The sequence below is a fragment of the Labrys sp. (in: a-proteobacteria) genome (assembly GCF_047605565.1).
Taxonomy (GTDB): domain Bacteria; phylum Pseudomonadota; class Alphaproteobacteria; order Rhizobiales; family Labraceae; genus Labrys; species Labrys neptuniae.
The window spans coordinates 77,624-90,573 of sequence record NZ_JASGFM010000001.1 but is presented as its reverse complement, the minus strand read 5'-3'; the positions used below and the strand labels follow the sequence as shown (position 1 = coordinate 90,573).

General features: G+C 64.6%; 12 protein-coding genes. 8 read left to right on the top strand and 4 right to left on the bottom strand.

The features are described 5' to 3' along the window. Position 1: 1 nt before the first annotated feature. A complete protein-coding gene (deoA, locus tag QM672_RS00430; protein WP_415080315.1) occupies positions 2–1,327 on the bottom strand; it encodes a thymidine phosphorylase in 1,326 nt (441 codons plus the stop codon). A gap of 326 nt (positions 1,328–1,653) precedes the next feature. Here deoA and QM672_RS00425 point away from each other — a divergent pair, with 326 nt between their 5' ends. The 4 genes from QM672_RS00425 to fabI all read left to right on the top strand — a co-directional run bounded on the left by QM672_RS00425 (position 1,654) and on the right by fabI (position 6,538). After that, positions 1,654–3,009: a caspase family protein gene (locus QM672_RS00425; RefSeq protein ID WP_415080314.1), complete on the top strand. Its 1,356-nt coding sequence runs from the start codon at positions 1,654–1,656 to the stop codon at positions 3,007–3,009. Between the two features lie 196 nt (positions 3,010–3,205). Continuing rightward, the gene (gene fabA, locus QM672_RS00420) at positions 3,206–3,712 is read left to right on the top strand and encodes a 3-hydroxyacyl-[acyl-carrier-protein] dehydratase FabA (RefSeq protein ID WP_068287971.1); all 507 of its coding nucleotides are present in this window, start codon (positions 3,206–3,208) and stop codon (positions 3,710–3,712) included. Positions 3,713–4,137: 425 nt separating this feature from the next. Then, positions 4,138–5,364 (top strand): beta-ketoacyl-ACP synthase I, encoded by a 1,227-nt coding sequence (fabB, locus tag QM672_RS00415; RefSeq protein WP_149253818.1) that lies wholly within the window; start codon positions 4,138–4,140, stop codon positions 5,362–5,364. A gap of 334 nt (positions 5,365–5,698) precedes the next feature. Continuing rightward, entirely contained in the window at positions 5,699–6,538 is an 840-nt protein-coding gene (gene fabI / locus QM672_RS00410) for an enoyl-ACP reductase FabI (RefSeq protein WP_311940723.1), read from the top strand. A gap of 97 nt (positions 6,539–6,635) precedes the next feature. Here the strand turns inward: fabI and QM672_RS00405 are convergent, their stop codons facing one another. From QM672_RS00405 to QM672_RS00395, 3 genes are all read right to left on the bottom strand, one after another. Then, entirely contained in the window at positions 6,636–7,409 is a 774-nt protein-coding gene (locus QM672_RS00405; RefSeq protein ID WP_415080313.1) for a molybdopterin-dependent oxidoreductase, read from the bottom strand. An 11-nt stretch (positions 7,410–7,420) separates the two neighbouring features. Next, complete coding sequence (locus QM672_RS00400) at positions 7,421–8,038, bottom strand: cytochrome b/b6 domain-containing protein (RefSeq protein WP_415080312.1); 618 nt, start codon at positions 8,036–8,038, stop codon at positions 7,421–7,423. Between the two features lie 70 nt (positions 8,039–8,108). Next, the gene (locus QM672_RS00395; RefSeq protein WP_415080311.1) at positions 8,109–8,678 is read right to left on the bottom strand and encodes a fasciclin domain-containing protein; all 570 of its coding nucleotides are present in this window, start codon (positions 8,676–8,678) and stop codon (positions 8,109–8,111) included. 354 nt (positions 8,679–9,032) lie between these two features. Between QM672_RS00395 and QM672_RS00390 the strand changes: the two genes are divergently transcribed. The 4 genes from QM672_RS00390 (at position 9,033) to QM672_RS00375 (ending at position 12,866) form a co-directional block, all read left to right on the top strand. Further along, positions 9,033–9,605: a sigma-70 family RNA polymerase sigma factor gene (locus QM672_RS00390; RefSeq protein ID WP_367625235.1), complete on the top strand. Its 573-nt coding sequence runs from the start codon at positions 9,033–9,035 to the stop codon at positions 9,603–9,605. Beyond that, complete coding sequence (locus QM672_RS00385; RefSeq protein WP_415080310.1) at positions 9,598–10,302, top strand: anti-sigma factor domain-containing protein; 705 nt, start codon at positions 9,598–9,600, stop codon at positions 10,300–10,302. The genes QM672_RS00390 and QM672_RS00385 overlap by 8 nt, the downstream gene beginning before the upstream one ends. Positions 10,303–10,430: 128 nt before the next feature. Continuing rightward, the gene (locus QM672_RS00380) at positions 10,431–11,435 is read left to right on the top strand and encodes a LacI family DNA-binding transcriptional regulator (protein WP_415080309.1); all 1,005 of its coding nucleotides are present in this window, start codon (positions 10,431–10,433) and stop codon (positions 11,433–11,435) included. A 75-nt stretch (positions 11,436–11,510) separates the two neighbouring features. After that, positions 11,511–12,866, top strand: coding sequence for an ABC transporter substrate-binding protein (locus QM672_RS00375; RefSeq protein ID WP_415080308.1), 1,356 nt, complete (start codon positions 11,511–11,513; stop codon positions 12,864–12,866). The last annotated feature ends 84 nt before the right edge of the window (positions 12,867–12,950 follow it).

Genomic DNA, 12,950 nt, shown 5'->3' with positions numbered 1-12,950 from the left:
GTCACTTTCCTCCAATGCGTTCGAGTACCGGCGGCAGGGCTGCTTCGCCTTCTCCGATGCGGTAGGCGGTGCGCAGGCTGGCGGCCGCCGCTTCGGCTGCCGCGTCGCTGCGCGCATGCACGAAGCCGAGGGGACTGTCAGGCCCGACCTCGGCGCCGAGTTCGGCGAGGCCGGTCAGGCCCACGGCATGGTCGATCGCATCCTGCGGGCGGGTGCGCCCGCCGCCCAGCGCCACCACCGCGAGACCGACGGCCCGCGTATTGATACCGCCGACCCGCCCTGTCTGCTCGGCGAAGACGGGTTTAATCACTGGTGCAACGGGCAGATAATGCTCGGGCCGCTCGACGAAGTCCGCCGGCCCGCCGAGCACCGCGATCATGCGGGCGAAATGTTCGGCCGCCCGCCCGCTCGCCAGAGCCTGCTCGATGCGCGCCTGGCCTTCGGCGGTATCGCGGGCAAGCCCGCCGAGCACCAGCATTTCGGCGCAAAGATCGACGGTGACCTCCAGGAGGCGCAGATCCCGCTGCCCTCCCGTGAGGAAGTCCACGGCATTGCGGACCTCCAGGGCGTTGCCGGCGGCGCTGGCAAGGGGCTGGTCCATCGCCGTGATCAGTGCAGTGGTCGGCAGCCCGGCTCCCGTGGCGACGGTCGCAATCGATTCGGCCAGTTCGCGCGAGCCTTCCAGGGTGGGCATGAAGGCGCCAGAGCCCGTCTTCACGTCCATCACCAGGGCCTGAAGTCCGGCTGCGAGCTTTTTCGACAGGATCGAGGCCGTGATCAGCGGGATCGATTCGACCGTGGCCGTGACGTCGCGGATCGAATAGACGGTCTTGTCGGCCGGAGCGAGATCCGCGGTCTGGCCGATGATGGCGGTGCCTGCCTCGCGCACGGCGCGGCGGAACAGGTCGAGATCGGGCTGGGTGGCGTAGCCGGGCACCGAATCGAGCTTGTCGAGCGTGCCGCCGGTATGCCCCAGGCCCCGGCCCGAGATCATCGGCACGAAGCCGCCACAGGCCGCCACCAGCGGCCCGAGCATCAGGCTGACATTGTCGCCGACGCCGCCGGTCGAGTGCTTGTCCACCACCGGCCCCGGCAGGTCGAGCCCGCGCCAGTCGAGCACGGTGCCCGATTGGGTCATCGCCCGCGTCAGGGCAATGCGCTCCTCCATCGCCATGCCGCGGAAGAACACCGCCATGGCAAAGGCCGCGACCTGGGCATGGGTGACGCTGCCGGCGACCAGCCCTTGCACGAAACTCTCGATGTCAGCCGCGGATAGAGCGGCGCCATCGCGCTTCTTGCGGATGATTTCCTGGGGAAGAAGGGTCACGAATGGGGCTCCCTGGAGCAGAACGCAGTCAAGCGGAACGCGTCTTTGCGATTCCCGGCCGACGGCCAGATCGCAAGACGCCTTGGCCCTGCGTGGCCTTTCGATTTCGGGCCGCGACGATAGCCTCCACGATCCTCGAAGGAAAGCCATGCGGAGGAAAGTGTGCGAGCGTTTACAAATCTATCACGAAGAGACGACGTCCTGGTGCCCTGGCAAAGCTGCCCTACGGCCTGTTCCCCCCGAACTGGCCAGCGCCTGGCGCGCGTGCCACAATCGATGTGGTGCTGCCGTGAATCCGGGGTGGGGCGATGATCCGGCGTTGCGTAATGCTGTTGTGTCTGTTCTGGCTGGCCGGGGCCACCGTCGCGCTCGCCGACAAGCGTGTCGCGCTCGTCATCGGCAATGGTGACTATCGCACGCTCGGCCGCCTCGCCAATCCCGTCGCCGATGCCGACGCCATGGCCACGCTGCTCGCAGGTGGCCCACTCGGCTTCAAGGTGATCCGCGCCACCGACGCCGATCATGCCGCCATGCTCAGGGCGATGTCCGAATTCGGCAACGAGGCCACCGATGCCGATATCGCCCTGGTGTACTATGCCGGCCACGGCATGCAGGTCGACCAGCGCAATTTCCTCATTCCCGTCGGCGCCGACATCAAGAGTCGCGTCGATCTCGCCACGCAGACCATCAAACTCGACGACATCAGCGACATCCTGAGCGCTTCCGGCGCCAAGGCCAAGATCCTGCTGGTGGATGCCTGCCGCAACAATCCCCTGCCGGCAAGCGCAAGCCGCGGCGCCTCACGCGGCCTCGCCCGGCTCGACGCCGCCAGCACCGGCACGCTGGTCGCCTTCGCCACCGGCCCCAATGCCGTCGCCGACGATGGGGACAACGGCCATTCTCCCTTCGCGGCCGCCTTGCTGAAGCGACTGCCGGAGGCCGGCATCGAGATCCGTCGCATGCTGGCGCTGGTACGCCAGGACGTCCATGCCGCCACGAACCAGCGCCAGACGCCGTGGGTGGATGAAGCCCTGCTCGGTGATCTCTATCTGTCTGGAAACGCCATATCCGGTTCGGTCCCCATCGCCACGCAGCAGCCATCGCCGGCGCCGGGAAGCCCGGTCCCCGACAAGGCGGACATGGCGGCCTGTACCGATCTCGGTACCGAACCCACCCCGATCAAGCTCGAAGCCTATCTCGACAATTTTCCGAAGGGCTATTGCGCCGCCTCGGTGCGCCGGCGGCTGGAAGCCTTGGCCAAGCCTGCGGCCGGGCCGGCGCCGATCTCCGCCTCACCTGCGTCCGCGCCCGCTCGACCCGATCCGCCACCCTACACGATCTCGAGCTATTGGAACCATAACGGCTCGCGCGTGGCGCTTTCGGCGAGCGAGGGCAACCGCCTGTTCTATTATGAGGCGCCGCGCCCGGGCCTGGCCGAGGTCGGGGTCCGCAAGGGGGCACTGCTGTTCAAGGGGAGCGCCAGCGGCGGCATCTATCGCGGCCAGGCCTATGTCTTCTCGCGCGAATGCGGGCCGATCTCCTATCGCGTCGAGGGCTCGGCGGCCGGAGAGCCGCCGATCATCACCCTGCGTGGCAAGGCTCCCCGACGTGCCAAGGATTGTGCGCAAACCGGCTGGCGCGACGACACGCTGGTATTCCGCTACGATTCGGCGGCGCGATAGCACGCATGCCCCTGCCGACCAGCCGGTCCGTGGTCCGACAAAGCCGCTTGAGTCCTTTTTAAGGGGGCAACATCGCCCCCGCGACCCTTCCCCCGCTTTCGGCTGCGGGATTGCTATGTTAAGGGGAGGCCGTGGAGCGGGCAGGCTCGCCTGTCCGGCCACGCGGTTTTGACTGGTCGATGAGGACTGAGACGCAATGGCGGAACGCCGTTCGAGCTTTGAATATGAAGATCTCCTGGCCTGCGGGCGCGGCGAGATGTTCGGCCCCGGCAATGCGCAATTGCCCCTCCCCCCCATGCTGATGTTCGATCGCATCCCGGAGATCTCCGAGACCGGCGGGCCAAATGGCAAGGGCTGCGTACGCGCCACGCTCGATGTCAAACCGGACCTGTGGTTCTTTTCCTGCCACTTCCAGGGCGATCCGGTGATGCCGGGCTGCCTTGGCCTCGACGCCCTCTGGCAGATGACCGGCTTCTTCCTGGGCTGGCTCGGCCAGTCCGGACGCGGCCGTGCTCTCGGCGTCGGCGAAGTCAAGTTCACCGACCAGGTGCTGCCCAGCGTCAAACAGGTCGAGTATGGCGTCGACCTCAAGCGGGTTTTCAAGGGTAAATTGATTCTCGGCATTGCGGATGGCTGGCTAAAGGCCGATGGCCGCACCATCTATGAAGCCAAGGATCTGCGCGTCGGCTTGTTCCAAGCCTGATTTCTGGCCTGAGCGCGGCGCGGATCGAGCGCGTTTCCGGTCGGGCCTGGCATTGGCCTGCCTGTTGCAATGCGCTTTGAAACATGCAGGGTGCGGCCCCGACGACGCTCGACGCGCCGACGGGGTCGACGCTTTGTTAGGCTGTCCGTGTCCGGGTCCTGCCCGTCCGCGGGCAGCGAGCATAATTTCCGAGCTTGCCCAAAACCGGGCCGCTTGCGAAATTCTGCTCAAGCGTTTTGCGATGAGACGCAATTGCCTCAAATCGCAAGGACGCTCCCGCCAATCCGTCGGATTGGCTTGGAAACAAGGAGCTAGGGCAAGCGAGCGTTCACATTGAACGCGCTTTTCTCTAGGGAACGCAGTGCCGGCCTGGCGATCTCCTCGGAGAGGATCGTGGGGCGGTCACGAAACTGGAAGGGATCGCCATGAGACGTGTCGTCGTTACCGGCATGGGTATCGTGTCTTCGATCGGCAACTCGACGCAGGAGGTTCTCTCCAGCTTGCACGAGGCCAGATCCGGTATCACGCGCGCCGAGCAGTTCGCCCAATACGGCTTCCGCTCGCAGGTCTATGGCGCGCCGACGCTCGACCCTGCCTCGGTGGTCGATCGCCGCGCCATGCGCTTCCACGGTGGCGGTACCGCCTGGAACCATGTGGCGATGGAGCAGGCCATCCTCGATTCAGGCCTCGAAGCCAACGAAGTTTCCAACGAGCGCACCGGCATCATCATGGGGTCCGGCGGCCCCTCTACCCGCACCATCGTCGAGGCTGCCGACAAGGCGCGCGAGTCGGGCAGTTCCAAGAAGGTCGGCCCCTTCGCTGTGCCCAAGGCGATGTCGTCCACCGCTTCGGCCACGCTCTCGACCTGGTTCAAGATCAAGGGCACGAACTACTCGATCTCCTCGGCCTGCGCGACCTCGAACCATTGCATCGGCAATGCCTATGAGCAGATCCAATATGGCAAGCAGGACGTGATGTTCGCCGGCGGCTGCGAGGAACTCGACTGGACGCTCGCCGTGTTGTTCGACGGCATGGGTGCGATGTCGTCCAAATATAACGACACCCCGTCTACGGCCTCCCGCCCCTATGACAAGAATCGCGACGGCTTCGTGATCTCCGCCGGTGCCGGTGTGCTGGTACTGGAAGAACTGGAGCACGCCAAGGCCCGCGGCGCCCGCATCTATGGCGAGATCGCCGGCTATGGCGCAACCTCCGACGGCCATGACATGGTTGCCCCCTCGGGCGAAGGCGCCGAGCGTTGCATGCGCATGGCGCTGGCCAATATCAAGGCACCGATCGACTACATCAATCCGCACGCCACCTCGACGCCGGCCGGCGATCCGCCAGAAATCGAGGCCATCCGCAAAGTGTTCGGCTCGGGTGACAAATGCCCCCCGATCGCCGCGACCAAGGCGCTGACAGGCCATTCGCAGGGCGCGACGGGCGTGCAGGAAGCAATTTATTCACTCCTTATGATGAATAATGGCTTCATCTGCGAGAGCGCGCATATCGAGGAGTTGGATCCGGCCTTTGCTGACATGCCGATCGTCCGCAAGCGTATCGACAATGCCAAGCTCAGCCATGTCCTGTCCAACTCTTTCGGATTCGGCGGCACCAACGCGGCCCTGGTCTTCAAGCGCCTCGACGCCTGAGATCGGTCACCGCCTGTTCCGCCCGGACTATCCAGGGTAGGCGCTCATCCATAGTTTGAAGACCGTGGATGAGCATGCCCGGTAACAAAGAGACAGATAAAGTGATCCGGGAAGCCAGCAAATCCCCGGCTGCTTTGTCAAAACGTGGTAAAGAGGCGGAAATGCGGGCTGATCGGCCGATTCTGGTCTGATTGCGCCCCAAAGCGCTTTGCGATTTGACGGGATCGCGTCGAATCGCAAAGCGCGTCCAACCAAGGAGTCAAAGCAAAGTAACGTTCACACGAAAACGCGCTTTGCTTTGGTGACTGATGACCAGGATTTGGAGTTGCAGGCCATGACAGGGCTCATGCAAGGTAAGCGCGGTCTGATCATGGGCGTGGCCAATGATCATTCGATCGCCTGGGGTATCGCCAAGAGCCTTGCCGCCCAAGGCGCCCAATTGGCATTCACCTATCAGGGCGATGCCCTGCGCAAGCGCGTGGAGCCGCTGGCCAACAGCGTCGGCTCCAGCCTGCTGGTGCCGTGCGACGTCGAGGATGTCGCTTCCGTCGACGGCGTCTTCGCCACGCTGGCGCGGGAATGGGGCAAGATCGACTTCCTCGTCCACGCCATCGCCTATTCGGACAAGAGCGAGCTCAAGGGCCGCTACGCCGACACCACGCGCGACAATTTCGCCAAGACCATGGTGATCTCCTGCTTCTCCTTCACGGAGATCGCCAAGCGCGCCGCCGACCTGATGCATGATGGCGGCTCGATCCTCACCCTCACCTATGGCGGCTCCACGCGAGTGATGCCGAACTACAACGTCATGGGTGTCGCCAAGGCTGCGCTGGAAGCTTCGGTGCGCTACCTTGCCTCCGATTTCGGCCCGCAGGCCGTCAGGGTCAATGCCATCTCGGCCGGTCCGATCCGCACCCTCGCCGGTGCCGGCATTTCCGATGCCCGCCTGATGTTCAACTACCAGCGCGCCCATGCGCCGCTGCGCCGCACGGTGAGCATCGAAGAGGTCGGCGGTTCGGCGCTTTATCTGCTTTCCGATCTGTCCACCGGCGTCACCGGCGAGGTACATTTCGTCGATTCTGGCTACAACATCATCTCGATGCCGCATCCCGAAGCCCTCAAGGCCCAGGAAGCCGCCGAAGCGAGCGTGACGACGAAGGCCGCCGCCGAATAGGCCAGCCTGTCCCCGTCGCGGAAGCACTGGAAGCGAAGTATCCATGGAAGTGCGGGCATCGTCGCCCGCATTTTCTTTTCCACGAGCAAACAGGCAGCTACAGTCCACTGAACCAATTATAGCCCTGGCTCTCCCAGGTGCCGCCGAGATAGTCGTTGCTCACCTCGATCTCGCCGATGAATTTGGGGTTCTTGAAACCGAGCTTGGTCGGCACGCGCAGTTTCATCGGGAAGCCATAGGCACGCGGCAGCACCTGCCCGTCGAACCAGAAGGTGAGCTGCGTCTGCGGATGCAGGGCGGTCTGCATGTCGATGCTGGTGACGTAATTGTCGTCGCAGCGGAAATTGACATAGTTCGCCGTGAGATCGGCGCCGATCCGGCGCAGGAAATGCGAGAAGGGTACGCCGGACCAGCTGCCGATGGCGCTCCAGCCCTCGATGCAGATATGGCGGGTGATCTGGGTGACGCGCGGCAAGGCGTGCAACTGCGGCAGTGTCCAGTCCGCCCGCTGCTCGACCAGGCCCGTGACGTTCAGGCGATAGAGGCCGGCATCGATCACCGGTGCCTTGTCCGGAATGTTGGGCTCGTAGAAGGAGTTGAACGGGAAGGGCCGAGTGATCATGCTTTCGGGATATTCCTTCGCCAAGCGCTCCGGGGAGAACAGCCAGGCCTGCACGCGGTCGTTGAAATCGGAGATCCGCCCCAGCATCGCCTCGGCGCTATAGCCGTCGGTGACATCGCAGCCGGCGAGCAGGGTCAGGCTTCCCAGACCGAGCGCCCGGCGCAGGAACTGGCGCCGCGTGGCGCGATCGAGCCGACCGGCGGCCTCTTTGAGGATCGCGCCAGTATCGGAATGGGGTTCACGCAGCATGACACCCTCCCTCAATGCCCGCGGATCATGGCGACGAGGCTGCGCGGCACCAGCAGGGCCATCGCAACATGCACGACCAGGAAGCCGACGATCACCGACATGGCGCCGAAATGGATCAGGCGGGCCGTGTCGAAATCGCCGAGCAGCATGACGAGCGGGCGCAATTGCACCGGCTTCCAGATCGCCAGGCCCGACAGCACCACCAGCACGCCGGCGCCAATCACGCCGAGATAGAGCAGGCGCTGCACGGCGTTGTAGTGGCTGAGATCCTCATGGCCGAGCCGGCCGGCCAACGCCGCCCTGAGATCGGTGAGCACGGCGGCCGGCGTGACCGGCAGCAATTTGTGCCGGAACCGGCCGGAAACCAGGCCATAGGCGAGATAGACCAGGCCATTGGCCATCACCAGCCACATGGCGGCGAAATGCCATTGCAGACCGCCGATCAAGGAGCTGCCGAGCGTGAGGGCCGAAGGAAACGGGAACGGCAGCGTAGGATAGGCATTGTGGATGGCCCAGCCTGAGGAAATCATCATCAGCATCGCGACCGCATTTGTCCAATGGCTGATCCGCACGATCATCGGGTGGATCGGCGCGACGGCCGGAACTGGCAGGGGGTGAGATTGCGTCATGGCGACGGACTCCCGAAAGGGATCAAGGAGGCACCGGACCGCGGATGCGTCCGCGGTCCGGCGCAAGCCATCATTGCGGCAGCAGCACGGTGTCGACGACGTGGATGACGCCGTTGCTCTGGTTGACGTCGGGGATGGTGACGGTGGAGCGGTCACCCTTGGCGTCGATGATGTCGAGCTTGCGGCCGTCCTGCACGACGGTGAGCGTGCCGCCCTGCACGGTCTTGAGCGTGGCCTTGCCGCCCCCGGCCTTCACTTCGGACATCAGTTCGGCGGCCGAGTGCTTGCCGGCCACGACGTGATAGGTCAGCACGGCGGTCAGGGTCGCCTTGTTCTCGGGCTTGAGCAGCGTGTTCACCGTGCCCTTGGGCAGCTTGCCGAAAGCTTTGTTGACCGGGGCGAACACGGTGAAGGGGCCGGGGGCCATCAAGGTATCGACCAGGCCGGCCGCCTTGACCGCGGCGACCAGCGTGGTGTGGTCCTTCGAATTGACGGCGTTCTGGATGATGTTCTTGGAGGGATACATCGGCGCGCCGCCGACATTGACGGTGGTCTCGGCAAAGGCCGCACCCGTGTAGAACACCGAGGCGGCGAGAACCACACCGATGACGGCTGCGTAAGAGGAGGTGCGACGGGTCATGATAGATCTCCGGAAGGTTGCACCGCTCGTTCCGAGCGGTGGAGCACGGGGATGTCCGCGTCTCGTGAAGATCTACGCCTCGATTTCGCACGAGTTTCAGAATTAAAAAATATTCTTCAATTTTATTTTCAAAACTGAAATAACAATGAAATATATAGATACGATACACGGCCCATGAAGTTTCATTTCTGTGAATAAAATTATTTCCACATTTCGATGAAACCTTTGCGCAGCTGCAACGTACGCACCAACCCGCCGGATTTCAGGATGGAATTCTGTTTCGCCGGGCAGCGAATTATTGTTTGATTGAAGCGGGCGACCAGTCCAGGCCAGGCGGAAACCGGGGCAATCGGCTTGAGCAGCAGCAGAGGCGTCAACGAGAAGGAAGGGTCGTCGCTGGAGGGCCTGCTGCACGCCGTCGCCTCCGGCGACAGGGCCGCGTTTCGGCGCCTCTATGATGCGACACAGGCGAAACTTTACGGGGTGGTGCTCCGTATCCTGCGTGACAGGGCTGCGGCCGACGATGCAGTGCAGGAGATCTACGTGAGAATCTGGGACAAGGCGGCGGATTTCGACCCCGGCAAGGCCTCCGCCATGACCTGGATGGCGACGATCGCCCGCAACCGCGCCATCGACCTGCTGCGCAGCGCGCGCCCCTCAGCCGGTGCCGACGTCCAGGAGATCGAGGATTTGCCGGCCGAAGCAAGCGAACCGCTCGAGGCTCGCCAACGCAGCGAGGAATTGCGGCGACTGCTCTCCTGCCTCGCCGGCCTCGACGAGGAGCGGCGCCAGATGATCCTGCTCGCTTACTATCGCGGCGCCACGCGCGAGGCCCTGTCCCGGCGCTTCGAGCGGCCGGTGCCCACGGTCAAGACCCTGCTGCATCGCGGCCTCGCCCAGCTGAGGGAGTGCCTCGGCCATGACTGAGCGCGATGATCTCGATCTCCTGGCAGGCGAGTATGTGCTCGGCACGCTCGACACGGCCGAACGGGCCGCCGTTGCGGCCCGGCGCCAGCGCGAGCCCGATCTCGATGCCGCCATCACGGCCTGGGAGCGTCGTCTAGCTCCCCTGGTCGAGACCGTCGCGCCCATGGAGGCGCCTGCTTCCTTGTTCCCGAGCATCCTCGGCCGCCTCGACGGCGGGACAGACAGTCTGGTTCCCCTGCTCGAAAGGCGCCTGCGGCGCTGGCGCATGGCCGCCCTGGGTGCGGGCGCGCTGGCCGCGGGGCTGGCCCTCTTCGCCCTTACGCCCTCACTCCGCAATCCGGCGCAACCCGGCAATTTCGTCGCCGTGCTGCAGAAGGACGCCGCCTCCCCCGCCTTCATCGTCTCGGTGAATGTCGAGGCGCGCTCCCTCACCATCCGGCCGGTGGCCGCCCGGCCCCAGCCGAACAAGTCCTATGAATTGTGGCTGGTGAACGACAAGCTGCCCGGCCCGCGATCGCTCGGCGTGATCGGCGACCGGCCCTTCACGGTGGAGAAGGCACGCCTGTCCAGCGTACCCGAGCAGGTGGTGCAGCAGGCCGTCCTGGCGGTGACCTTGGAGCCGGAGGGCGGCTCCCCCTCAGGCCAGCCCACCGGCCCCATCCTCTATTCCGGTACCCTGGTGCAGGCCACGCCCTGACCCTGCGGGTGCGCGGACGTCACGGCGACTTGCTCGCATGCCGCGACGTCCACGCACCCAGAAAAGCTCGCTCCCAATATGCATGCAAATCGATTTGCAAATGCATTCATCTTGGATATCATGCCCCAGTGAGCACGATATCGAAAGTCGCCGAGAAAGCTGGCGTTTCACGCACGACCGTATCGCATGCGATCAATCATGCCGATCGCGTGTCCAGGGAATTGCGCGAGCGTGTCGAACAGGCGATCCGCGAATTGGGCTACCAGCCCAACCCCCAGGCACGCAGCCTGCGCACGGGGCGCACCGATACGGTCGCCATGCTGATCCCCGACATCCGCAACCCCTTCTATCCCGAGCTGGTGAAGACGGCTCAGTCCGAGCTGGAGCATGTCGGCCTGGACATGCTGATCTTCAACACGGACGTGCCCGGCGGCCATTCCCAGGACCATGGCCGCGAATATCTCAGGCAGATCCGCAACCGTCGGGTCGACGGGCTCATCGTCGGCGATTTCGCCCTGCACGGCATGCATGACGTGCTTGAAGATATCGACATTCCCACCGTCTTCATCGGCCATCTGCCCAACCAGGCGGTCGACAGCATCCGGCTGGACGATTTCGGCGGCGGCTATCTGATGGGGGAATACCTCGCGCGCCAGGGACACAGGCGCGTCGCCCATGTCACCGGCCCGGCCTTCTTCTCCGAGGCGATGGCACGCGCCGACGGCTTCGAGAAGGCCCTTGATGACAATGGCGTCGCCATCGATCCCGCTCTGCGTTTCACCGGCAGCTATCTCGCGCCATCGGGCCGCGAGGCGGCCGCCTGGCTCAAGCGCGAGCATGGCCATGCTCTGCCGACGGCCGTGTTCTTCGCCAACTACCTGATGGCCTCCGGCGCCCTCACGGAATTCTACGACAGCGGTATTTCGGTGCCCGGGCAGATCGCCGTATCCGTCTTCGACGACCTGCCCCAGCTCGAATATGTCCGCCCGCGCCTGACGCGGGTGGGCAACAGCCCGGCCACCCTCGCCCGGCAGGCCACAACCATGCTGCTCGAACGCCTGAACGGCAGCTTCACGGGCGCGCCGCGTACGGCAACCGTGCCATCCATCCTGCACCCCTTCGATTCAGCCTGACGGGAAGGCGGCAGACGCCGCATCCGTCGAGAACGACAAGCCGGTGGCACGACAACCGGCAACAGGGAGGAAATCATGACTGTGAAGGCCATAGGTCCCGAGAACCGTGGTGCCGGCATCAGCCGGCGCGGCCTGCTCGTCGCCGGCGCTGGCCTGGCGGGCGGCTTCCTGAACACCCCCTATCTCAATCGTTCCGGGGCCCAGGCCCAGGACGCCACCCTGAAATTCTGGCAGTTCTATGCGCCGGGCGGGGACGTGAAGCCCCAGGTCAAATGGTTCCAGGATCTGGTGGCGGCCTGGAATGCCGACCACTCCCCCAAGGTCGAGCTCGAATATATCGTCAACAGCGAATACATTTCCGGCTCCAAGCTCGCCACCGCATTCGCCTCGGGCCAGGGTCCGGACATTTTCCTGATCAGCCCGGGCGATTTCCTGCGCTACTACAATGGCGGCGTGCTGGCCGATCTCACGCCCCATATCGAGGAAGCAGCCCGCACCGACTTTCCCGATAGCGTGATCGCCAACCGCAAGGTCGACGGCAAGATCTATGGCGTGCCCATGGAGGTCGAGCCGATGGCCTTCTATTATTCGGTCAAGGCCTTCGAGGAAGCCAAGCTGAACGAGAACGACGTGCCCAAGACCTGGGACGAGCTCCTCGAGCTTGCCAAGAAGCTGACCACCTCGAACCGCTATGGCGTGCTGTTCGAGACCACGCCGGGCTATTATCAGAACTTCACCTGGTATCCCTTCCTCTGGCAGGGCGGCGGCGAGATCCAGGGCAAGGACGGCAAGAGCGCCTTCGACTCCCCCGCCACCGTGCAGGCCCTCAAGCTCTGGCAGGACGCCATCCAGTCCGGCGCGGCGCCCCGGCAGGTGGTCAGCGGCGGCTTCGACATCGTTTCCAATCTCGGCGCCGGCCTCACCGCCATGCAGAATGTCGGCATCTGGGGCATCGCCGCCATGGAGAACAACGCCAAGGACATGCCCTATGGCGTGTTCAAGCTGCCGGTTCCGGCCGGCGGGAAGTATGTCACCGTCGGCGGCGGCTGGGCCTTCGTCGCCAATGCCAAGGGCCAGAACCCCGACGCGGCGGCCAAATTCTGCGCTTGGGCCCTGGCCTCGATGGACAAGGGTTCGATCCAGCGGGTGGTCGACTGGTGCACGACCGCCAAGAGCGACATGCCGCCGCGCTCCAGCGCCCTCGCCGCCGGTTCCGCCGCCTTCCAGGCCGGCCGGATGGGCGTCTTCTCCAAGGAGATCTATCCGGGCACGCGGGCCGAACCGCGCGTACCGCCCGAGGTCTACAAGATCATCTCCGACGCGATCCAGGCCACCCAGCTCGGCGGCACCGATCCGCGTGAAGCGGCAACGGCGGCCAGCCAGCAGCTCGACGCCTTCCTCGCCGGCTATAGCGGCGCACCGATCCTGTGAGGGGTAGGGTGGTGTTGTCGTCGATATGGGATGCAGGCGCGAGGCCTCAGAAAAAGCCGCGACCACCCTTCTCCCCTTGCGGGA

Coding starts and splice junctions, on each gene's coding strand:
- QM672_RS00375 (WP_415080308.1), top strand. CDS start 11,511: ATGACTGTGAAGGCCATAGGTCCCGAGAACCGTGGTGCCGGCATCAGC.
- fabA (WP_068287971.1), top strand. CDS start 3,206: ATGGCGGAACGCCGTTCGAGCTTTGAATATGAAGATCTCCTGGCCTGC.
- QM672_RS00395 (WP_415080311.1), bottom strand. CDS start 8,678: ATGACCCGTCGCACCTCCTCTTACGCAGCCGTCATCGGTGTGGTTCTC.
- fabI (WP_311940723.1), top strand. CDS start 5,699: ATGACAGGGCTCATGCAAGGTAAGCGCGGTCTGATCATGGGCGTGGCC.
- fabB (WP_149253818.1), top strand. CDS start 4,138: ATGAGACGTGTCGTCGTTACCGGCATGGGTATCGTGTCTTCGATCGGC.
- QM672_RS00405 (WP_415080313.1), bottom strand. CDS start 7,409: ATGCTGCGTGAACCCCATTCCGATACTGGCGCGATCCTCAAAGAGGCC.
- QM672_RS00385 (WP_415080310.1), top strand. CDS start 9,598: ATGACTGAGCGCGATGATCTCGATCTCCTGGCAGGCGAGTATGTGCTC.
- QM672_RS00400 (WP_415080312.1), bottom strand. CDS start 8,038: ATGACGCAATCTCACCCCCTGCCAGTTCCGGCCGTCGCGCCGATCCAC.
- QM672_RS00425 (WP_415080314.1), top strand. CDS start 1,654: ATGCTGTTGTGTCTGTTCTGGCTGGCCGGGGCCACCGTCGCGCTCGCC.